Here is a 20,474-nt window from a genome sequence, read left to right on the forward strand (position 1 = left end):
GCGGTGGTACGATTCCACCCATGAACGACGAACTCGGCAACCCACTTGGCGAACACCACGCGGCCACGCAGCTGGCCACGTTTCTCGAACAATATCCCCGTGCGCTGGTGCTCACCGGCGCCGGCCTGTCGACGGCATCCGGCATCCCCGATTATCGCGACCGCGATGGCGTGCGGCGCGGCCGGCTGCCGATCCAGGGCCCGGAATTCCGGCGCGACCCGGCGGTCCAGCGCCGCTACTGGGCGCGCAGCATGGTGGGCTGGCGGATGATGTCGGGCGCCGCGCCCAATGCTGGCCACCGCGTGCTGGCCGCGCTTGGCGCGGACAACCGCATCGGCTCGATTCTCACGCAGAACGTCGATGGCCTGCACACCCAGGCGGGCAGTCGCGATGTGCTGGAGTTGCATGGCAATATCCACCACGTGACGTGCCTCGGCTGCGGAGTAAACTTCACGCGCGCTGCGCTGCAGCTGCAGCTGGAAGCGGACAATCCCGGGCTGCGCCAGGTGCTCGCACAGCCGCTGCCCGATGGCGACGCCGAGATCGATCCGGATGCGGTGACGGGATTCACGGCGCCCGCGTGCGTGCACTGCGGCGGCATGCTGATGCCCGATGTCGTTTTCTTTGGCGACAATGTGCCGGCGGCGCGCACGGCAGCCGCGCTGGCGCGGATGGAAGCGGCCGACGCACTGCTCGTGGTCGGCTCATCGTTGATGGTGTATTCGGGGTTTCGCTTCTGCCGTCTGGCCGAAGCGGCCGGGAAACCGATTGCGGCGCTGAATCTGGGGCGTACGCGTGCCGATGACATGCTCACGCTGAAAATTGAAGCGTCCGCCGAGCGGGTCTTGCCGCTCGTGGCGGGGTTGCTCGGCGAGGCTTAATTACTGCTGAACTTGATCACCAAACCGGTGATCAACGCCGCGGCCATTGCGATCGACAACACGCCGTGCAACACGGGCGAACCAATCGACGCATCCGACGCCGCCGCATCCCGTTGCATCGCCATCGCCCGGCTCAGCACGACCGGGCGCAGGAAACCGCGAATACCGACCAGCAGCATGCCGATGCCGAAGAACAGCTCGCCCTTCATATTGTAGAGAATGCCGTCCATCAACTGGGGCACACCCAGCAGCAGGCCGAAGCCGAGCCAGAACAGGCGGAACACGAGCGAGCGTTTCAGTTTGGTGGTGATCGACATGGTGTGGTGTGAGAGTTGAGCGGTGCGATCAGACGATGCGCAGCGAGTAATCGGTGGCGTGCACGTCCTTGGTCAGACTGCCGATGGAAATGCGGTCCACGCCCGTTTCGGCAATCGCGCGCACGGTGTTGAAGTTGATGCCGCCCGACGCTTCGAGCAGCGCGCGGCCGGCATTGACCTGCACCGCCTCGCGCATCATGGCCAGGTCGAAGTTATCGAGCAATACCGACTTGACGCCGGCCGCCAGCGCTTCTTGGAGCTGGGCGATGGTTTCGACTTCGATCTGCACCGGCGCGCCGGCGTTCAGACTGGCCGCCGCCGTCAGCGCACGCGTGACACCGCCGGCCGCAGCAATGTGGTTTTCCTTGATCAGGATGCCGTCATACAGCGCCATGCGCTGGTTCTTGCCACCGCCAACCCGCACCGCGTATTTCTGCGCCTGACGCAGGCCCGGCAGCGTCTTGCGCGTATCGAGAATCGCCGCGTTCGTGCCCGCGATGACGTCGACGTAGCGTCGGGTGGCAGTGGCCACGCCAGACAGCAGCTGCAGGAAATTCAGCGCGGCGCGCTCGGCCGTGAGCAGCGCGCGCGGGTTCGCCGTGATGGTGCAGACGGTGCTGTTGGCCGGCATGAGGTCGCCTTCGGCAAACTGCCACGCAATGTCGGTGTCCTGGTCGACCGCGAGCATGACGCCCTCGAACCACGGCGCGCCGCACAGCATAGCCGCTTCGCGCACGATCACGCGCGCCGTAACGCGGGTGTCGTTGGGCACGAGTTTGCCGGTCAGGTCGCCGCTGCCGATGTCTTCCAGCAGTGCGGCAAGAATATTCTGTTCGAACGCCGCCTGCAGTTTGTCGTCAAACTGGGCGTGGGGATTGTGCAGACTGGTCATGCGGGGCCGACTCCGGAAAACATGGGGGCATTTTGTTCGAGCGCGCCGGTTGGCAGCGCCTTGGCGCGTTTGGCCGCAGCAAAATCGAGCATGCGGTCGATCGCACGTTTGGCTTGCAGGCCGACAGCGGGATCGACATGTACTTCGTTGCCGCCCGCTTCGAGCACCTCGGCCAGATTGCGCAGGCCATTCATCGCCATCCACGGGCAATGCGCACAGCTCTTGCAGGTTGCGCTGTTGCCGGCGGTCGGCGCTTCGATGAAGGTCTTGCCGGGGGCAGCCATCTTCATCTTGTGCAGGATGCCATTGTCAGTGGCGACGATGAAGTGGGTGGCGTCCAGCGTCTGCGCGGCATTGATCAGCTGCGTGGTCGAGCCGACCACGTCGGCCTGCGCCACGACGTTCGCCGGCGACTCCGGGTGCACCAGCACCTTGGCCAGCGGATACTCGGCCTTGAGCAGGTCGAGTTCGATGCCCTTGAACTCGTCGTGCACCAGGCACGAGCCCTGCCACAACAGCATGTCGGCGCCGGTCCTGGTCTGGATGTACGAGCCAAGGTGACGGTCGGGCGCCCACAGGATTTTCTTGCCCTGCGCGTGCAGCTCGGCCACGATATCCAGGCCGATGGACGACGTCACCATCCAGTCGGCGCGCGCTTTGACTGCGGCACTGGTGTTGGCGTAGACGACAACAGTGCGGTCGGGATGCTGGTCGCAGAACGCCGCGAACTCGTCGGCCGGGCAGCCGAGGTCGAGCGAACAGGTCGCATCCAGATCGGGCATCAGGATGGTTTTTTCGGGGCTGAGGATTTTGGCCGTCTCACCCATGAAGCGCACGCCGGCCACCACAAGGGTCTGCGCAGCGTGATCACGGCCAAAACGCGCCATCTCGAGCGAGTCAGATACGCAGCCGCCCGTTTCTTCGGCCAGATCCTGCAGGTCGGCGTCCACGTAATAGTGGGCGACGAGGACCGCGCCTTTTTCTTTCAGCAGGCGCCGGATCTTGTCCTTGAGCGCGTTGCGTTCGGCCAGTTCGGGCGCGCTGGGGATGCGTGCCCAGGCCTCGGCGGTGCAGGCCAGACCGGCCTGGGGCCGGTCGTATTCGTAGGTCTTGATCGGTACGGTGTCCATACTCTTCTCGGTCTCATTGACAGGAGCCGCGCCGGACGCGCGCCCCTGCCAGTTCCTGCATTACGCGTCGATGCCCTGGCTCGCCAGGTATTCCTCGTAGTTACCGCGGAAGTCGACGATCTCGTTTTCACGGATTTCCAGCACGCGCGTGGCCAGCGACGACACGAACTCGCGGTCGTGCGAGACGAAGATCAGGGTGCCGGCATATTTGTCCAGCGCGATGTTCAGCGACTCGATCGACTCCATGTCCATATGGTTGGTTGGCTCGTCGAGCAGCAGCACATTGTGACGGCCCAGCATCAGCTTGCCGTACATCATGCGGCCCTTCTCACCACCGGACAGCACATTGACCGACTTCTTGACTTCGTCGCCGCCAAACAGCAGGCGACCCAGGATCGAGCGCACGGCCTGATCGTCATCACCCTCTTGCGTCCACTGGCCCATCCAGTCGGTCAGGTTGTCGCCCACTGCGAACTCTTCGGTCGGATCCTGCGGCATGTAGCCGGGATTCGCGTTCTCGGCCCATTTGACGCGGCCGCCATCTGGTTGCAGTCCGCACAGCTCACCACCGATCGTGCGCAGCAGCGTGGTCTTGCCGGCGCCGTTGGCGCCGATGATCGCGATGCGCTCGCCGGCTTCGACCATGATCGAGAAATTCTTGAACAGTTGACGGTCGTAGGCTTTCGAGATGTTCTCGGCTTCCACCGCCAGGCGGTGCAGCTTCTTCTCGCCTTCGAAACGCACGAACGGATAAGCGCGCGACGATGGCTTGAACTCTTCGATCTTGATCTTGTCGATCTGCTTGGCGCGCGACGTGGCCTGGCGTGCCTTGGACTTGTTGGCAGAGAAGCGACGCACGAAATCCTGCAGTTCCGCGACTTTCTCTTTGGCCTTGGCATTGTTCGACAGTTGCTGGTTGCGTGCCTGCGTCGAGGCCAGCATGTATTCGTCGTAGTTACCCGGATACACCTTCAGCGTGCCGTAGTCCATGTCGGCCACGTGCGTGCAGACCTGGTTCAGGAAGTGGCGATCGTGGGAAATGATGATCATCGTGGAGTTACGCTCGTTGAGCATGTCTTCCAGCCAGCGGATCGTGTTGATGTCCAGGTTGTTGGTCGGTTCGTCGAGCAGCAGGATGTCCGGATTCGAGAACAGCGCCTGCGCCAGCAGCACGCGCAGCTTCCAGCCCGGCGCCACGGCGCTCATCGGGCCCTGGTGCAGCTCGGTGCCGATGCCCAGGCCCAGCAGCAGTTCGCCGGCGCGCGCTTCGGCCGAGTAACCATCGTATTCGGCGACCTTGCCTTCGAGCTCGGCGGCTTTCATGTAGTCGTCGTCGGTGGCTTCGAGGTTCGCGTAGATCGCATCGCGTTCGGCGATCGCGTTCCACAGCTCGGTGTGGCCCATCATGACGACGTCGAGCACGCGCGTGTCTTCGTAGGCGAACTGGTCCTGGCGCAGCTTGCCCAGGCGCTCGCCCGGATCGAGGCTGACGTTACCGGCGGACGGCTCGAGGTCGCCGCCCAGGATTTTCATGAACGTCGACTTGCCGCAGCCGTTGGCGCCGATCAGGCCGTAGCGGTTGCCGTCGCCGAAGCGCACGGAAATGTTCTCGAAGAGCGGCTTGGCGCCGAATTGCATCGTGATGTTGGCTGTGGATAGCACTGTATGACCCCAAAAAGCGTATTTGATTAACCGGCTATTTTACCATCGCATGCCCTGCAGGGCGAATGGGCTGGATTGGCGGGCGCCGTTGGCTGGCGCGCGTTCAGGCGCAACGCACGGTCGGGTAGTCCGACAGCACGAGACTGAAACCATCAGCGTCCGACTGCAGGTGACCCTGCGCGCCAAACGGGATCGTGACGCGCCGTGGAATGTGCCCGAAACTCAGCCCCGTCAGCACGGGTACCGGCAACGTGCGGCGCACATATGCCAGCATGGCATCGAAGTCGTAGCCATTGTCGAGCGGCCCCAGGCGGTAGCCTGAAAAATCGCCCAGCACCACCGCTTGCTGGCGATCGAGCACACCCGCCTGCATCAGTTGTAGCAGCAATCTCTCAACACGATACGGATGTTCGCTGATGTCTTCGAGCCACAGGATGCCGCCGTCGATCTGCGGAAAGTATGGCGTGCCGACGAGCGAGCCGATCATCGCGAGATTGCCGCCCCAGACCGTACCGCGCACGTTGAGCTGCGGGTTGCCGCTGACCGTCTCGCGGATCGTGTGCGTCGGACCGGCCAGGCAGGCCCAGAAATCGTCGAGCGTGAACGGCACCGGCGCTTCGGCGCCGAAGTCGCCGGCCACCATCGGGCCGGCGTAGCTGAGCGTGCCTGTTCGGGCCATCAGGCCCATGTGGAGCGCCGTGACATCGGAAAAGCCGACGACGATCTTGCCGCTGGCGGCAATCGCGTCGAAATCGAGGGCGGGCAACAGGCGGCTGATGCCGTAACCGCCGCGCAGCGCGATGATCAGGTGGATGTCGGGGTCCAACACCGCCGCGTGCAGTTGCGCGAGGCGCGCTTCGTCGGTGCCGCCGAAACGCTGGTGCAGACAGCTGTGATCGTAATAATTGCGGACCAGACAGCCCTGCGCTTCAAAGCGTGCGATGGCGCGCTCGACGGCGAGCGGATCGTTGGTGCAGCCGGCGGGCGCCACGATGGCGATGCCGAGACGGGATGTGATCACGGGTGGCGAGAAGACGGTGGGTGGAGTCTGGAAACATCTTACCGCGCTCACCAGTGCGGATCAAGGTCGGCCGGCAGCGCCAGCCACCTCGCCCACGTCAGACCGCGCTGGCCTTCTTCGCCAATGCGCGCCGCTCGGCGAAAAACGCGCGCAGCAGGCTGCTGGCCTGATCCGCCAGCACGCCGCCGACGACCCCGGTATGGTGATTCAGCGAAGGCTCGTCGAACAGGTTCACGACCGAGCCGCAGGCGCCGGTCTTCGGGTCGGTTGCTGCGTAAATCACACGCGCCAGACGTGCGTGCATCATCGCACCCGAACACATGATGCACGGTTCGAGGGTCACATACAGCTCGCAGCCAGGCAGCCGGTAGTTACCCAGCGTGGCGGCGGCGGCGCGCAGCGCCACGATTTCGGCATGCGCGGTCGGATCGTGCCCGCTGATCGGCTGGTTGAAACCGGTCGCAATGACTTCACCATCCTTGACCACGATGGCGCCGACCGGCACTTCGCCGCGGTCCCATGCCAGCTGCGCCTGGTACAGAGCGAGCGCCATGAAACGCTCGTGCGCCGCATCCGCAGCATGGTCATGCACGACTGCGGACGACACATCAGGCATCGGTAATCTCGGCCCAGCAGTTCGGGGTTTCATGCAGCACCAGCTTGTGCAGGCGCAGGCCGGTACCGAAGCGGTCGATGAACACGGTCTTGAGGATCGTGAACGCCACTTGCGCGAGGTTTTCCACGGTCGGGATGCGGTCGATGACCACGGTCTTGTGATCGGGGAGCGACGACAGGAAGTCCAGCACCTTGTCGTCCTTTTCGTACACGATGAACGCATGGTCCCACACGTCGACCAGGTGCTGCTTGGCCAGCGCCTTGACATCGGAGAAATCCATGATCATCCCGTTGTCGGAGTTGCCGTCAGCGTCGATGACGTCCCCGGTCAGCGTGATCTCGAGGGTGTAGCGGTGGCCGTGCAGGTTGCGGCACTGGCTCTTGTGGTCGGGAATCCGGTGTCCGGCATCGAATTCGAGCTTGCGGGTAATGGTCAACATTGCTGCTTTATCAGGTAATTGGGTAAGTAAATCAGGGAATCTGGAGCAGCTTGTGGGTCTGGAGGCTCAGCTTCCATTTCGGATTGGCGCGGCACGTCTCGATGGCCAGGCGGATATTTTGCGCCGCAAGCGGGCCATCCATCGCCTGCACGAAAAAGTGCTCGAAATCGAGGCGCTCGTACGCCGCCAGGTCTTGCCCGATCTGCGGGATGACCACCTTGATTTCGCTGCCTTTTTCCACCACCAGCGTCGAACCCATCTTGGGGCTGACGCAGATCCAGTCGACGCCATCGGGCACCGGCAGCGTGCCATTCGTTTCGATGGCAATGGTAAAGCCGCGTGCATGCATGGCGTCGATCAGTGCAGCGTCGAGTTGCAGCAGCGGTTCGCCGCCAGTAAACACGACGTATTTGCTGGCCGGATAGGTGGCAGGCCACAAGCCGTCGATCTCGGCAGCCAGCAGCGCAGCCTCCTTGAACTTGCCGCCGCGCTCGCCATCGGTGCCGACGAAGTCGGTGTCGCAGAACTGGCAGATCGAGGTCGCGCGATCCTGCTCGCGCCCGGTCCACAGATTGCAGCCGGAAAAACGGCAGAACACGGCTGGCCGGCCGGCATGGGCGCCCTCGCCCTGCAAGGTGTAGAAGATCTCTTTAATGCTGTAAGTCACGTTAGGCCTTTCGTCAACCTTCCATTATAACGCGGCGCATTCGCCGGCGCAGCGAATGTCATCGATCGCCGGGGTCGTGTCGGAAACGTCAGGTTTGAGACTGCACAATATTCCTACGGGAGTCGAGCGGTAAGTTCTTACGGAAACTTCCGAATCCTACCCGAGGGCAACCATGAACAAACACACGTTTTTGCTGGCGACCATGCCCTTCGTCGCCTGCGGCGCCAGCGCCAGCGAAGCCCATTTCATGGTACCTCTGCCCCTGCGCAGCGCGCCACCGGAGCTCCTGGCCTGCGTCATGGTGACCATGGCAGGTTTGCTGCTGGCATGCCTGAGCCTGCGGCGCAGCCTGGGTCTCGAAGAACGTGCCCGCACACTGCATGGCCAGTTGCTGGCCGAACGCGAAGCACGCGCGCAGTCCGAACAGGCATTGGCCGATAACCACGACGTCGTGTACCGCCTGGTACGCCAGAATGAAGACGTGCGCGACACCGAGCGCACCCGGATTGCACGCGATCTTCACAACGAGCTCGGGCGCCGCCTGCTGGTACTGCGCACCGAACTGGCCAGTCTGCACGACAGCGCTACCACTGCGCAGGCGCCGGCGCTGGCCAGTCGGCTGGAGCACGCGATCACGCACATCGACGGCGCGCTCGGCGCCGTGCGTGCGGTGACAAGTGGCCTGCGCGGTTTCGGTCCCGGGGACGGCCTGCGCCATGCGCTCGAACGGTGCCTGGCCGAACACGCGCACCTGTACGGCATGCGCTACCGCTTCGAAGCCGGCATCGATCCCAGCTCGCGCGCGGGCCAGGATCGCGGCGCGCGGCTGGCCGTGTTTCGCGTCCTGCAGGATGTGCTTGCCACTGCTGCACGGGTCCAGCACGGTGAACTGCACGTGCGGCTGCTGGAAAACGCCGGTTCGCTGGGACTGGAAATCGATGGTTGCGCGAGCGCTGCGGACGAGGTCGCCTCATTGTCGGCGGAGCTGATCGACCAGATCCGCGCCATGGGCGGCGTCCTGCGCGTGATCTGCACCGCCGGGCATGCCGGCCGCTGGTCATTGTCACTGCCAGTCCAGAATCGCGCCGCCGAACTGGTCCCGCTTGCCTGAGGCAATTTTCTGGCGCCAGTTACCTGGCGCAGCTAACTGGCGCAGTTACCTGATCCAGGTGCGACCGCACCACCGTGTACGTTAAACACAACGCTCGAACCTCCTTGCTAAAGATCAATAGCGTGTCTTGATGCAGGTAGCAGAATCGGTTCCTGACGGCAGCCACCCGGTTGCCGCAAACCGAAGCGCTACCAATCGCAGAGGACTGCTCATGATCAACACAAGCAGCAGCGCCGCCTATCCGACCGTCCTGCTCCAGGATGTCGCCTTCGTCGGTCAGTTGATGGAAAGCCTGTCGGTACCGGTCTTCGTGCTCGATACCCATGCGCGCGTGACGATCTGGAACCGTGCCTGCGAGCACCTGACGGGCGTGGCAGCGACCGAGGTACTTGGCACGACCGACCATTGGCGCAGCTTCTATGACGTGCAACGCCCCACCCTGGCCGATCTCGTCCTGCGCACCCGCGGCGAGCCGCCCCGTGCGGGCGACAGCAATGACATCACGACTGACGACGGACGCACCCAGCCGGGCTTGTCGATCGAGAGCTGGTGCGACATGCCCCGCGCCGGCCGGCGCCGTTACCTGGCGGCCGATGCCAGCCCGATCTTCGGCGCCAATGGCCAGCTGTCGGCGGTGGTCGAAACGCTGCGTGACCTCACCGATGAAAAGATCGCCCAGGCCGCGCTGGAACAACTGGCCACCCGCGACGGCCTGACCGGCCTGGCCAACCGGCGCTGCTTCGACGACACGCTGGAAGCGGAATGGGCGCGTGCACTGCGCCAGATGCAGCCACTGTCGTTGCTGATGGTCGACGTCGATAATTTCAAGGCCTATAACGATGCACACGGCCACCTGGGCGGCGACGAATGCCTGAAGCGCGTCGCGCGCGCGGTTGCCAGTGAGATGCGCGCCAACGACCTGGTGGCGCGCTACGGTGGTGAAGAGTTCGCCGTGGTGCTGCCGAACCAGTCGCTCAAGGGGGCAGCCATCGTCGCCGAGCGGATCCGCTCCCGGGTCGAGCAACTGCAGCTGCCGTGCTGCTTTGCCTCGGGCCACGTCACCGTATCGATCGGCGCAGCCACGGCCATCGCCGGCCCCGACAACCACGCGAACCAGCTCGTGGCCATCGCCGATGCCGCCCTGTACCGTGCCAAGCATCTGGGACGTAATCGCATCAGCCTGCCGATGACCGAAGCGGCCTAAACGAGGATTGTTGAACGCCTGGACGGGGGATCCGTCCACCCTACCGCGAGGCAACAGGCAAAAAAACGGCGCCAACTGGCGCCGTTTTCATCGGTACTTCCCTGCTGCCTGATGCGCTTAACGCATCATGCGTTCCCAGCCGTGACGAACTGCCGACTTCATCTTGTCCCAGGTCGACTGTTCACCCGGATAGCGGTTGTCCCAGTCGCTGCGCAGATCCGCTTCGACTTCGGTCCATGGACGGTTGCGGTACTTTTCTTCACGCGCCATCTCGGTGCCGTAGTTATAGGCTGGACGGAATTCGTCGTAGGCGCCACCGGTGCTGCCGTAGACCGAATTCCAGTGGTTGCGGTAGTAGACGTCGTCGTCATTGTCGTCGGTCATCTTGTCCCAACCATGACGTACGGCGTTCTTGACGCGATCCCAGGCCGACGGCTCGCTGCTGTCGCTGCCGGTGGTGGAAAATTCGCGCGTGCCGTCGATGCGGTTATCCCAGCCCGTGCGCAGGTCGGTCTCGACATCGTCCCATGGACGGTTACGGTACAACTCGTTACGGCGCATTTCGGTGCCGTACGAGTAGGCCGGCTTCAGGTCGTCGTACTTTTCGCCGGTCGACGCATAGGTGCTGTCGTAGTGGCTGCGGTATTGGTCGTCGTTGTCATCACCGGTCATGCGTTCCCAGCCGTGACGCACGGCGGCCTTCATCTTTTCCCAGGTCGATGGCTCGCCACCGGTGGCGTAACGGCTGTCCCAGTCGTTGCGCAGGTCGGCTTCGATATCGTCCCATGCCCCATTGGTGTAACGGCCGCTGCGCGCAGCTTCGCTACCGTAGCTATAGGCCGGTGCGTACTCGTCGTACGATGCGCCGGTGGTTGCGTAAGTGGTGTCGAAGTGATCGCGGTAATAGGTGTCGTCGCCGCTGTAACCACCCATAGCGCTGCTGCCCGAGCCCGATTCAAAACCCGTTGACGCGCTCATGGCCGCATCCGACTGACCGCGCGAGAAAATGCGCACGCCATTGCGCTGCTTGTCGGTGAAGTGCGTGCCTGTGTTGCCGGTGTTGCCGGTAGCGCCGGTGTTGCCGATGCTGGTGTCGCGCTGCAGCGAATCGCCGCGGTCTACTGTGGTCGAACCCTGGCGGATCGAGCCTTCCAGTGCCGAGCCCTGGATTGCCGTGTCACGCAGCGTCGAACCTTGCAGCGACGTGCCGCCGGTGGCGGTCAGGCCGCTCTGGCCCAACGGTTCCTGGTGGGTCGAGTTGGTCAGATCGGCCGTGCCGAGCGACTCCTGATGCTGGAACAGCTGACGGTCGCCTGGATTATCCAGCGACGGGATCGCGGCCGCTTGCACCGAGCCCGCGCCGGTTGGGGTCGACTGCGCCGACATCGACGATGCCTGCTGCATGCCGATCGTGCTGCCGGCGTGCATTGCGCCGCTGCTGAAGCCGGTCGAGGTCAGATCTGGCGTGCCGCTCGACGTTTCATCGATGTCGGTCGGGCCGTAGCGTTCGACGATGTCGGCGCCGCGTTCGACTTCGGGCAGCGAGTTTGCAACCAGCGTCAGCACATGGCGGCCGCTGTTGACAGCGCCTTCGTAGCGGTTGACGTGTTCGGCATTGTCGGAACCGAACAGGTCGCCGAAGAAATTCTTGATGCTGGCAGTGATGCCGGTGTCGCCATCGGCGCTACGGGCGGTATCGAGGTCCGACGAGGTGGTCAAGCTGTCGCTCTGGCCGATCGTGTCGGCGTCGGTCGATGACAACCGCACATCGGTGCGGGTAAAGCCCGACGACAGCAATTCGTTCAGTGCGTTCTGTGCATCAGTGCGGTTATCGAACACCGCGACGAGAGTATGTTGCATGGCCGTTCCTCCGAAAAATAGTGAATCTTGCGCGGGCGACGACGCCGCCGTTCCGTTCACGCTATGTTGTCAACATTACTCTATTCTCGTTGAAACTCGCGCACCATTGACGAGCGGAAACTAAGCAACGCGCAGCGCACGCATGGCGGATGACAAAGCGATGACAGCAGGGGAAATGGAAGAAGTAAACCGCCCGGGCAGCGTCAGGCGGTGTACACAAAGCGCGCGCCGGCAGCCCTGACAGCGCAGGGGCAATGCCAGGGGCGGCTCAGGGACAACTCAGGGGAAACCCAGGAAAAACTCAGGCGAAGGGATTGTCGATGGTCTTGACCTCGGGCGGCGGCAATTGCGCCGGCAACGCGCGCCCTTCCAGGGCGGCCACGATCTCGCCCAGCACCGCGTGCAGGCGCCGTGCATGCTCCAGGCCCGGCACGTCGGCAGTCAGATCGACGTCGCCCGAAATCGTGATGCGGTCGAGCCGGTTTTCCAGCGTCAGGTCGCCGATGCCGAGGACGTCGGCCTCATTGGCGAACGGGACAAAGCTGACCGGTTTTTTCTTGCTCATGGATCCTCCGTGTTATGAACGTTTCTTGGGTTGCTTGACCTTCGGCAAGCGCAGCATGCGCTCCTTTTGCTGCGTGCTGAGCGATGGCAGCAATTCAATGCCGACGATGCGCTCGAGTTCGGCGACCGGCACGACATTGATCGGCGCGTCGGCCCGGTTTTCGGTCAGCCATGCCGCCGCCAGACGCTGGCGCGGGCTGTAGACCACCTTGTACAAATGGGTCGGCACGATCACGTTGCCGACTTTTTTCAGGCTCGTGCCCAGAAATGCCGGGCCGGTAATCACGTACAGCTCGCCTTCGGTCTTTGCCATCGTACGCACGGCGCCTTCGATCGGCGCCCAGATCTTGCGGTTATGGTCGCGGTCTTGCGGAACCATGTTTGCCAGCGAAAAACTTTCACGCTGCGTGCGGCGATCGGGCATGTTCGCGTTCGGCGCCAGGTGGCCCCGATCAAAACCACTGCGGGCATAGTCGGACAGCTCGGCGCGCTGGCCACGCGGCAGGCGCGCCTCGGCGTGGAATTTATCGTCGCGGTCGAGCCCCTGGGCACGCTTGAGATTATCGGCGCGCACATACTCGGCCGACCACAACGGCGTGCGCGTCACGCCCGAGTGCATGACGCCAAACACGCCGTAGCACAGCTCGCGTGTGGACACCGCCAGCTTCTTGTTCTGGATTTCCGGCAGGCGGCCATCGAGGTAGTGTACGGGGCAACTGGCGGCCTGGACGGCAGCAGACGCGAGCAGCGCGCCAGCAAATGCGATCCGGGCAACGGTACTGGCAAAGGACAATCGGAACATGGTGACGACACAATAAAGGAAACAGCGGGCATTCTAGCCGAGCGACAATTACCTGAGCATAAATTCAGGCGCAGTCAACGTTAAATAGAGGCGAGCACGCCGGGATGTTGGCGTGCGCCCTGCCCGTATGCACTGCGCCATAATCGGCACACAGCAAACTTTCCATGGAGATCCGTATGACCAATCACGAACAACCAGACCACCAACCTGCAGGCGGCGAGCAGCAACGGCCCGACAACCTGCTTCCGGGTGAAGAAGGGTTTGAAGATGGCCGCTTCGATGTCGCCGAAGAAGTCAGTCTCGACCAGCATTCCGACGAGGCACGGCGTATCGGTCAGGCACCTGGCAACGGCATCGCCGATGCGCTTCCCGAGTCGCTGAAGACGCCGGTACCATCGCAGCCGGTCCCGGATAAACCCTGACAGGTGCGAGCCCCCGGTAGCATCCGGGGCCTTGTATCCGCCGAATTGAACGTTGACACATTTCTTGCGACACATTAGATTGTCAGAATAGACACACACCCAACACACGTAACACATACCTAAGCCAGACGCATGTTGACCGATTCGAACGACCGTCCCGACAGTCCTGATCGTCCTGAACGTCCCATCGTTAGCTGCATCCTGTTCATCTGCAAGAATGCCAATGTCGATCCTGTCGTGATGCAGGTTGCGCGCGATCTGGGCCGCACGGTCCTGCATGCCAGGTCCCTCGAACAAGGCCTGGAGTATGTGCTCCGCCAGGACTTTGCCCTGGTCCTGGTCGGCTACTCGGGCGATGCTGACGGCATGCTGGCCGTCATCTCCGCCGTCCGAACCAATGCGCGCTCGAGTCTGACGCCCATTGTTGCGATCGGCTTGCCGCTGCCAATGCCGATGCCGCACGAGGCGCTGTACGAGGCCGGCGTCATTGCCGTGCTGACCGAGCCCCTTTCTCCAACGATCCTGCGCGCCAAGGCGCGCTTCTACACGGCTGCCTTCGACACGCAGATCGAGCGGCGCCGCGCCGAAGCGGCGCTCGACGAGACCAGCCGGCGCCTGGCGCGCATCATCGAAGCCGCCGAGCTGGGCATCTGGTCGTGGGACATCGGCGCCGATCGCGTCCAAGCCGATGAACGGGTGGCCGATCTGTTCGGCGTGTCCTGGCAAGACCGCTCCAGTGCGCCGCTGGCGCGCTACCTCGCTGCAATTCACCCCGATGACGTGGAGTCAACCACAAACGACATCAGCGCCGCAATTGCCGCACGCAGCACCTACGGCGCGACCTATCGGCTCCGGCTGCCCGGTGGCGGCTGGCGCTGGGTCATGGCACGCGGGCATGTCGAGACCGATCTTCAGGGCAAGGCGAGCGTGGTGCGCGGCGTGATCATCGACACCACCCGCCAGCTCGAGGCCGAACAGCAACTGCGCGCCAGCGAAGAACGCTACCGCACCGTGTTCGACTCGATCGACGAAGGCCTGTGCGTGATCGACGTGCTGTTCGACGACGACGGCAAGCCCTGCGACTTCCGTTTCATTGAAACCAATCCCGCGTTCATCAAGCACACGGGCCTCGTGGACGCGGTCGGCAAGACGATGCGCGACTTCGTGCCGCGCCACGAACAGCACTGGTTCGATATCTACGGGAAGGTCGCCACCACGGGCGAACCGGTGCGCTTCGAGAATGAGGCCGAGGGCCTGGCGCGCTGGTATGACGTGTATGCCATACGACTGGGGGGCCCATACCCGCACCGTCTCGCGGTCCTGTTTACCGACGTGACCGAACGGCGCCGGTCAGACGCTGCATTGCGCCAGATGGCGAACGACCTGTCCGAGGCAAACCGGCTCAAGACCGAGTTTCTGGCCACGCTCGCCCACGAACTGCGCAACCCGCTGGCGCCGATCCGTAGCGGCCTGCAATTGATCCGGCGCGCACCGGGCGAGGCCGCGGCCGTCAGTCGCGTGCACGAGATCATGGGGCGCCAGCTCGATCACCTCGTGCTGCTGGTCGACGACCTGCTGGACGTTGCCCGCATCCAGCGTGGCCAGGTCGAGCTGCGCTGCGAGCCCGTCGATCTGGCCACGGTCATCGAGGCTGCGGTCGAAACGAGCACGCCGTTGATCCAGGCGGCGCGCCACGCCTTCGATTTGCAGCTGCCAGGCACGCCGCTGCCGCTGATGGCCGATCCCACGCGCCTTACCCAGGTGATCAGCAATTTGCTCAACAACGCTGCGCGCTACACACCCAGGGGCGGGCGCATCGGCCTGGCTGCCAGGGTTGAGGGCGACGAGGCGTTGATCACGGTGACCGATAACGGCATCGGCATCGCGCCCGATGCACTGGAAGCGGTATTCAAGATGTTCACGCAGGTTGGCCAGGCGCAGCAGCCAGGTTCGGGCGGACTGGGCATCGGCCTGTCGCTGGTGCGCAGCCTGGTGGAACTGCATGGCGGCAGCGTGCGTGCTGCCAGCGCCGGCACGAATGCCGGCAGCGTGTTCACGGTGCGCCTGCCGCTGGCCGGTGCGCCCGCCCATCCCGTGCCGCCCGTACTGACTGCAGCCCCAGCCGAGGGGCTGCCGGCGTCCAGCGTGCTGGTGGTCGACGACAACCGGGATGCGGCCGAGACCCTGGCCGCGCTGCTGTCCATGCTGGGCCACAGCGCACCGGTCGCGAACGATGGGCACCAGGCACTGCGCATGCTGCCAAGCCTGATGCCGGACGTCATCTTCCTCGATCTGGGTATGCCGGGCCTGTCCGGTTATGAGGTGGCCAGCGCCATCCGCGCCGATGCCCGTTACGCCGCCGTGCGCCTTGTGGCCTTGACCGGCTGGGGTGGCGAGAGCGACCGGGAACGCACCGCGCAGGCCGGCTTCGACGCGCACCTGACCAAGCCGACCACGGTAGAAGCGATCGAACACGTGCTCAGGCAGATCACGTGAAAGACCGGTCTGCCGGCTGGCAGGTCAGCGTGGAGAGCACGACGTAAAAAGGGCCGGTGTCCTGCGACACCAGCCCTTTCTTTTCGTACTTGCTGCCGCGTTTAGCCCGCGTTGGCCACCGCGACCAGGTCCGGCGTGCTTGGCACGGCTTCCTGATTGGCGGCGAAGAAGCGCTCGACCTTGTTGCTGCGCTCGGCGCTCTCGATCAGCGCGTGCATGCTGCTGGCAGTCAGATCCCACGACGTGCCGGCCACGACGTCGCGCATGCGCGCTGCCATGGTGGCACGGGCCTCGGGCGTCAGCGCCAGCTGGCGTTCGCAGGCCGCGATGAAGTCAGCGTGCGATTCGGCGATCTCGACCACGTCACCGTATGGCACCTTGACGTCGGTGATTGGCGTCGAGACCGACGGCAGTTCGGCTGCCATGTACTCCAGCACCTTGGTCGGGCTGATGAATTTGGTCGAGTCGTTGATCGCGAACGGCAACAGGCAAACGTCCCAGCCGGCCAGGAACTGTGGCAGCTCGTTGTAGGTGCGCTGACCCATGTAATGCACATTGGCCTGCTTTGGCAGCGTTGCCGGATCAATCTTGACGACCGGACCCACCAGAACGATCTGCCATTCGGGATGCGCATCGGCCATGCTGGAGACCAGATCGACATCGAAGCGCTCGTCGATCACACCGTAGAAGCCAAGGCGTGGGTGCGCGATATGGGCCTGGTCCGGATGCGAGATCGCGGTGTCCTGCGCCTGGCGGAAGTGGCCGGCATCGACGCTGCTCGAGAAGCAATGGGCGTTGGCGTGGCGATCGCGCTTGGACTGGTACAGGCTCGGGCCACCGGTGAACACGACGTCGGCGATATTGAGGAGCGCGCTTTCACGCTGCAGCAGCTGCTTCGGCGCATTCTTGAACATCGCCAGCTCGTCCATGCAGTCGTAGACCACCTTCGATGGCTTCAGACCCTGCAGCAGCGGGAGCGCCATTGGCGTGTAGAACCACACGACCGGCTCTTCTCCGGCAGGCACCAGGTCAGCCAGCAGGGTCTGCATGGTCGGCAACTGGTCATCGTGGAAACCCCACTGGTGAATCGGCGTATGCGGACGGCACACGGTGATGTTGTCAGCGACTTCCATCTTTTCCAGGCGCGCTTCGCCTTCGGTGTGCATCGGCTCTTCGACGAAGAGAATCTTGTAGTGTTGAGCCAGACGTGTCATCAGATGCTGAGGACGTTGAAACACGAAATCCCAGCGGAGATGGCAGAACACGATGAGGGTCGGCATGTGAGTTTTCCTTTTCGCCTTGGTGGCGCTATAGTTGTTGGTGATTGTGCAGCCGGACGGTTCTTCTCTCTGTACTGGGACCACCGCTGCCTGCGCGCGGGAACCTGGCCGGACGAGTGGATCGTAACATGCAATTTTCTTAATTTTTTGATTTGTGCAGAGCAATATTTCAATGAATGTAACGCGACCTCGCGCCGTTTCTGTCGAGCGTCATAGGAAAGCGCGTAGTATCACACCATATTCTGTCAGCGACGTCCTACAACGCGACAGGAAGTTACACTACGAAGAGAAGTGAATATCTTGACGTGGAACACTGAGAGTCACCTGCGAAAAGCGCCGTGCAACGTTGTTTGCAGCGCACCATGGGTCAGTAATTCCAGTACTGCGGGATACCCGGATGCACCGGCCGATGCACCCGCAGGGGCGTATATGGTTCAGCCCGGCTGGTAAGGTTCGGCGCCTTCCGCATGCCCGTCGTCGCTGAATCCGGTGGCAATCGACACGCCTTCCAGACCGAGCGAGAGCAGCGCGTCACACAGCTCGTCGACCTCGAGCACCAGATCGGCAGCCAGGTCAACCGGTTTCTCGACGCTGCCCCATGGCCGGCCGCCGTCGAGCGCGTACAGGTTCGCGCGCAGCAGGATGTGCTCGCCCATATCGATGGGTGCAACGGTCGCATGCACGGCATCCGGCGCCAGGTCCTTGGCCAGCAGCAGGCCCTTGATCTCGGCCAGTACGCCTAGCGTGGCCAGCTCGGCCACGCCCTGCTCCTTGGCGCCGTAGAACAGATCCTGGTACAAAAAATTGACTTCCAGCTGCGCCGGATCGGCCGCCAGGCAGCGCGCCACCAGCGGTGCGACGGCGACGGTCCAGTCACGGTAGCGGTCCATGCGCGCAGCGAAATACGCGTCGCTGCCTGCCTCGTCCTTCGGAATCCGGTAAAACGCATCGTCGCTGCGCTTGAACGAAAAGCCGAGCAGGAAACGCAGCTCGAGCGCAGTCTCGTCCGGTGCAACCGGCTCGCCGGTCCAGCCGCGCATGCTCGCTGCAATGGTCGGGGCGGGCTGCAGCTTCTTTTCCATCAGCGAGGCGGCGGCTTCGCGCAGCATCTCATGCAGTGTGCTGTAGGCAATGTGATCGATCTCGCCCAGATCGAACGCGTGCTGGAGCAGGATCACGCGCGCATCGGGGCTGTCCAGACCGCCGTCCTTGAAGCTGGCCACGAGCGCCTCGAAGGCGGCCTCGTCCTGGAACGTCTGCTGCGCCACCAACCCGCCCTGGCTGCGCACGAACAGCGGCACCATGAAGGCATCGATATCATGCTCCGGGCTGCCTTCGCGGCCCACGCGCAGTGTTGCCGCTTCTTCGTCGATGCACCCGCGCAGTACGCGGCAGGCCAGCGGATCGGTGTAGCGGGCCAGCTCGATCGCCTCGTACAGCACCTCGTCGCGCTTCTTGCGCACCGCCTTGCGCACGGCGATGGCCAGCTGTTCGCGCCGGGCGTCGTCGGGTTCGCCCGATGCCAGGTCTTCGCGCTCGGCAATTTCGAGCGCCAGGTCGGCCATTTCCTGGGCCTGGGCATTGGTGTCCGGTTCGCGTGTGTTGTTCGAGGTGCGGGGCACCGGACGCTTGTTTTTTGGCATGTCTGAATTGAAAGAATGAAGGTGAACGAAGAATCGAGCTGGCATGGTAACACTGCGGGTTGGCCCCTGACAGCTGCCTTTGGCCCGACACGCAGCGCCATCGGCAATGATATGCTTCGCCCTACCGAAATTTGCAGGATCACCATGCTCGACCGCTTCTTCCAACTCAGCGCCAACAAGACGACCATCCGTACCGAACTTACCGCGGGCCTCACCACGTTCCTGACGATGGTCTACATCATCTTTGTCAATCCATCGATCCTGGGTGACGCCGGCATGCCGAAAGAATCGGTATTCGTCGCCACCTGCCTCGTCGCCGCCGCCGGCACCGCCCTGATGGGCCTGTACGCCAACTACCCGATCGCGATGGCGCCTGGCATGGGCCTGAACGCCTACTTCGCTTACGCCGTCGTGCTTGGCATGGGCATCCCGTGGCAGGCGGCGCTGGGCGCCGTGTTCATTTCCGGGTGCCTGTTCATTCTCGTCACGATGGTCGGCCTGCGCGCGATCATCGTGGACGGCATTCCGCGTTCGATGCGGGTCGCGATCACGGTCGGTCTGGGCATGTTCCTGGCGCTCATCGCCCTCAAGAACGCCGGCATCGTCGTTGCCAGCGAGGCCACGCTGGTCAAGGCGGGCGATCTGCACCAGCCCGCCGCGCTGATGGCCGTGCTGGGCTTTTTCGTGATCGTCGCGCTGGACCGCCTGCGGGTGCGCGGCGCGATCCTGATCGGCATCGTGCTGGTGACCGTGCTCAGCTTTTTCTTCGGCGGCAATACCTACCAGGGCGTGTTCTCGCTGCCCCCGCCCATCTCGCCGACGCTGTTCGCGCTGGACATCCCGGGCGCGCTGGCGGCCGGCATCCTGAATGTGGTGCTGGTGTTCTTCCTGGTCGAATTGTTCGATGCGACCGGCACCCTGATGGGCGTGGCGCGTCGCGCGGGCCTCTTGGTCGAGGGCAAGATGGAACGCCTGAACAAGGCGCTGCTGGTCGACAGCGGCGCGATCGTCGCCGGCAGCATGCTGGGCACGTCGAGCACGACCGCCTACATCGAGAGCGCGGCCGGTGTGCAGGTGGGCGGCCGCACGGGCCTGACCGCGCTGACCGTTGCAGCGCTGTTTCTGGCCTGCCTGTTCATCGCGCCGCTGGCTGCGGTGGTGCCGGCCTACGCCACCGCGCCGGCGCTGCTGTTCGTTGCCTGCCTGATGCTGGCCGATCTGGGCGATGTCGACTGGAGCGACACCACCGAAAGCATCCCCGCGGCCGTCACCGCGCTGGGCATGCCGTTTACGTACTCGATCGCCGAGGGCATTGCCTTCGGTTTCATCAGCTACGCCGTGCTCAAGCTGCTTACCGGTCGCGCCCGTGACGTGAAGCCCGTGGTCTGGGTGATCGCCGGATTGTTTGCATTCAAGATCGCCTACGTCGGGGCGTGATTGTGAAGGCAATGCGTTAGGCGCAGTCAA

Annotated in this window: 19 protein-coding genes; 6 read left to right on the forward strand and 13 right to left on the reverse strand. The window is 63.7% G+C overall.

The window, feature by feature from the left end:
- The first annotated feature begins 20 nt into the window (after positions 1-20).
- Positions 21-881, forward strand: coding sequence for an NAD-dependent protein deacetylase (locus AC56LH_RS08050; RefSeq protein WP_499645461.1), 861 nt, complete (start codon positions 21-23; stop codon positions 879-881).
- On the opposite strand, the gene AC56LH_RS08055 is transcribed toward AC56LH_RS08050, so the two are convergent.
- From AC56LH_RS08055 to queE, 8 genes are all read right to left on the reverse strand, one after another.
- Positions 878-1,198 (reverse strand): hypothetical protein, encoded by a 321-nt coding sequence (locus AC56LH_RS08055; RefSeq protein WP_499645462.1) that lies wholly within the window; start codon positions 1,196-1,198, stop codon positions 878-880. The genes AC56LH_RS08050 and AC56LH_RS08055 overlap by 4 nt on opposite strands.
- Before the next feature lie 28 nt (positions 1,199-1,226).
- Positions 1,227-2,090 carry a carboxylating nicotinate-nucleotide diphosphorylase gene (gene nadC, locus AC56LH_RS08060; RefSeq protein WP_499645463.1) on the reverse strand — a complete coding sequence of 288 codons (864 nt, stop codon included), beginning with the start codon at positions 2,088-2,090 and terminating at the stop codon, positions 1,227-1,229.
- Positions 2,087-3,220 carry a quinolinate synthase NadA gene (nadA, locus tag AC56LH_RS08065; protein WP_499645464.1) on the reverse strand — a complete coding sequence of 378 codons (1,134 nt, stop codon included), beginning with the start codon at positions 3,218-3,220 and terminating at the stop codon, positions 2,087-2,089. The genes nadC and nadA overlap by 4 nt, the downstream gene beginning before the upstream one ends.
- Positions 3,221-3,280: 60 nt before the next feature.
- Positions 3,281-4,882 carry an ABC-F family ATPase gene (locus AC56LH_RS08070; protein WP_183552413.1) on the reverse strand — a complete coding sequence of 534 codons (1,602 nt, stop codon included), beginning with the start codon at positions 4,880-4,882 and terminating at the stop codon, positions 3,281-3,283.
- Between the two features lie 103 nt (positions 4,883-4,985).
- Entirely contained in the window at positions 4,986-5,903 is a 918-nt protein-coding gene (gene ldcA, locus AC56LH_RS08075) for a muramoyltetrapeptide carboxypeptidase (RefSeq protein WP_499645465.1), read from the reverse strand.
- 97 nt (positions 5,904-6,000) lie between these two features.
- Positions 6,001-6,519, reverse strand: a complete 519-nt coding sequence (tadA, locus tag AC56LH_RS08080; protein WP_499645466.1) for a tRNA adenosine(34) deaminase TadA — start codon at positions 6,517-6,519, stop codon at positions 6,001-6,003.
- Positions 6,512-6,958: a 6-carboxytetrahydropterin synthase QueD gene (gene queD / locus AC56LH_RS08085; protein ID WP_499645467.1), complete on the reverse strand. Its 447-nt coding sequence runs from the start codon at positions 6,956-6,958 to the stop codon at positions 6,512-6,514. Before queD ends, tadA begins: the two co-directional genes overlap by 8 nt.
- A gap of 31 nt (positions 6,959-6,989) precedes the next feature.
- A complete protein-coding gene (gene queE / locus AC56LH_RS08090; RefSeq protein WP_499645468.1) occupies positions 6,990-7,625 on the reverse strand; it encodes a 7-carboxy-7-deazaguanine synthase in 636 nt (211 codons plus the stop codon).
- Positions 7,626-7,797: 172 nt separating this feature from the next.
- Between queE and AC56LH_RS08095 the strand changes: the two genes are divergently transcribed.
- On the forward strand, positions 7,798-8,736 hold the full coding sequence (locus AC56LH_RS08095; RefSeq protein ID WP_499645469.1) for a sensor histidine kinase: 939 nt from the start codon (positions 7,798-7,800) through the stop codon (positions 8,734-8,736).
- Between the two features lie 211 nt (positions 8,737-8,947).
- Positions 8,948-9,940: a GGDEF domain-containing protein gene (locus AC56LH_RS08100; RefSeq protein WP_499645470.1), complete on the forward strand. Its 993-nt coding sequence runs from the start codon at positions 8,948-8,950 to the stop codon at positions 9,938-9,940.
- A 117-nt stretch (positions 9,941-10,057) separates the two neighbouring features.
- Here the strand turns inward: AC56LH_RS08100 and AC56LH_RS08105 are convergent, their stop codons facing one another.
- From AC56LH_RS08105 to AC56LH_RS08115, 3 genes are all read right to left on the reverse strand, one after another.
- A complete protein-coding gene (locus tag AC56LH_RS08105) occupies positions 10,058-11,800 on the reverse strand; it encodes a hypothetical protein (RefSeq protein ID WP_499645471.1) in 1,743 nt (580 codons plus the stop codon).
- Between the two features lie 301 nt (positions 11,801-12,101).
- Positions 12,102-12,365 carry a hypothetical protein gene (locus tag AC56LH_RS08110; RefSeq protein WP_499645472.1) on the reverse strand — a complete coding sequence of 88 codons (264 nt, stop codon included), beginning with the start codon at positions 12,363-12,365 and terminating at the stop codon, positions 12,102-12,104.
- 12 nt (positions 12,366-12,377) lie between these two features.
- A complete protein-coding gene (locus AC56LH_RS08115; protein WP_499645473.1) occupies positions 12,378-13,166 on the reverse strand; it encodes a DNA/RNA non-specific endonuclease in 789 nt (262 codons plus the stop codon).
- Positions 13,167-13,342: 176 nt separating this feature from the next.
- Here AC56LH_RS08115 and AC56LH_RS08120 point away from each other — a divergent pair, with 176 nt between their 5' ends.
- Both AC56LH_RS08120 and AC56LH_RS08125 read left to right on the forward strand, forming a co-directional pair.
- Positions 13,343-13,588: a hypothetical protein gene (locus tag AC56LH_RS08120; RefSeq protein ID WP_499645474.1), complete on the forward strand. Its 246-nt coding sequence runs from the start codon at positions 13,343-13,345 to the stop codon at positions 13,586-13,588.
- Between the two features lie 132 nt (positions 13,589-13,720).
- Complete coding sequence (locus AC56LH_RS08125) at positions 13,721-16,084, forward strand: hybrid sensor histidine kinase/response regulator (protein WP_499645475.1); 2,364 nt, start codon at positions 13,721-13,723, stop codon at positions 16,082-16,084.
- 101 nt (positions 16,085-16,185) lie between these two features.
- On the opposite strand, the gene AC56LH_RS08130 is transcribed toward AC56LH_RS08125, so the two are convergent.
- Positions 16,186-17,364 carry a glycosyltransferase gene (locus tag AC56LH_RS08130; RefSeq protein ID WP_499645476.1) on the reverse strand — a complete coding sequence of 393 codons (1,179 nt, stop codon included), beginning with the start codon at positions 17,362-17,364 and terminating at the stop codon, positions 16,186-16,188.
- A gap of 434 nt (positions 17,365-17,798) precedes the next feature.
- Positions 17,799-19,007, reverse strand: coding sequence for a hypothetical protein (locus AC56LH_RS08135; RefSeq protein WP_499645477.1), 1,209 nt, complete (start codon positions 19,005-19,007; stop codon positions 17,799-17,801).
- 144 nt (positions 19,008-19,151) lie between these two features.
- On the opposite strand from AC56LH_RS08135, the gene AC56LH_RS08140 reads away from it, so the two are divergent.
- Complete coding sequence (locus AC56LH_RS08140; protein ID WP_499645478.1) at positions 19,152-20,444, forward strand: NCS2 family permease; 1,293 nt, start codon at positions 19,152-19,154, stop codon at positions 20,442-20,444.
- The last annotated feature ends 30 nt before the right edge of the window (positions 20,445-20,474 follow it).

The sequence above is a fragment of the Telluria sp. LT1R51-2 genome, assembly GCF_059685775.1.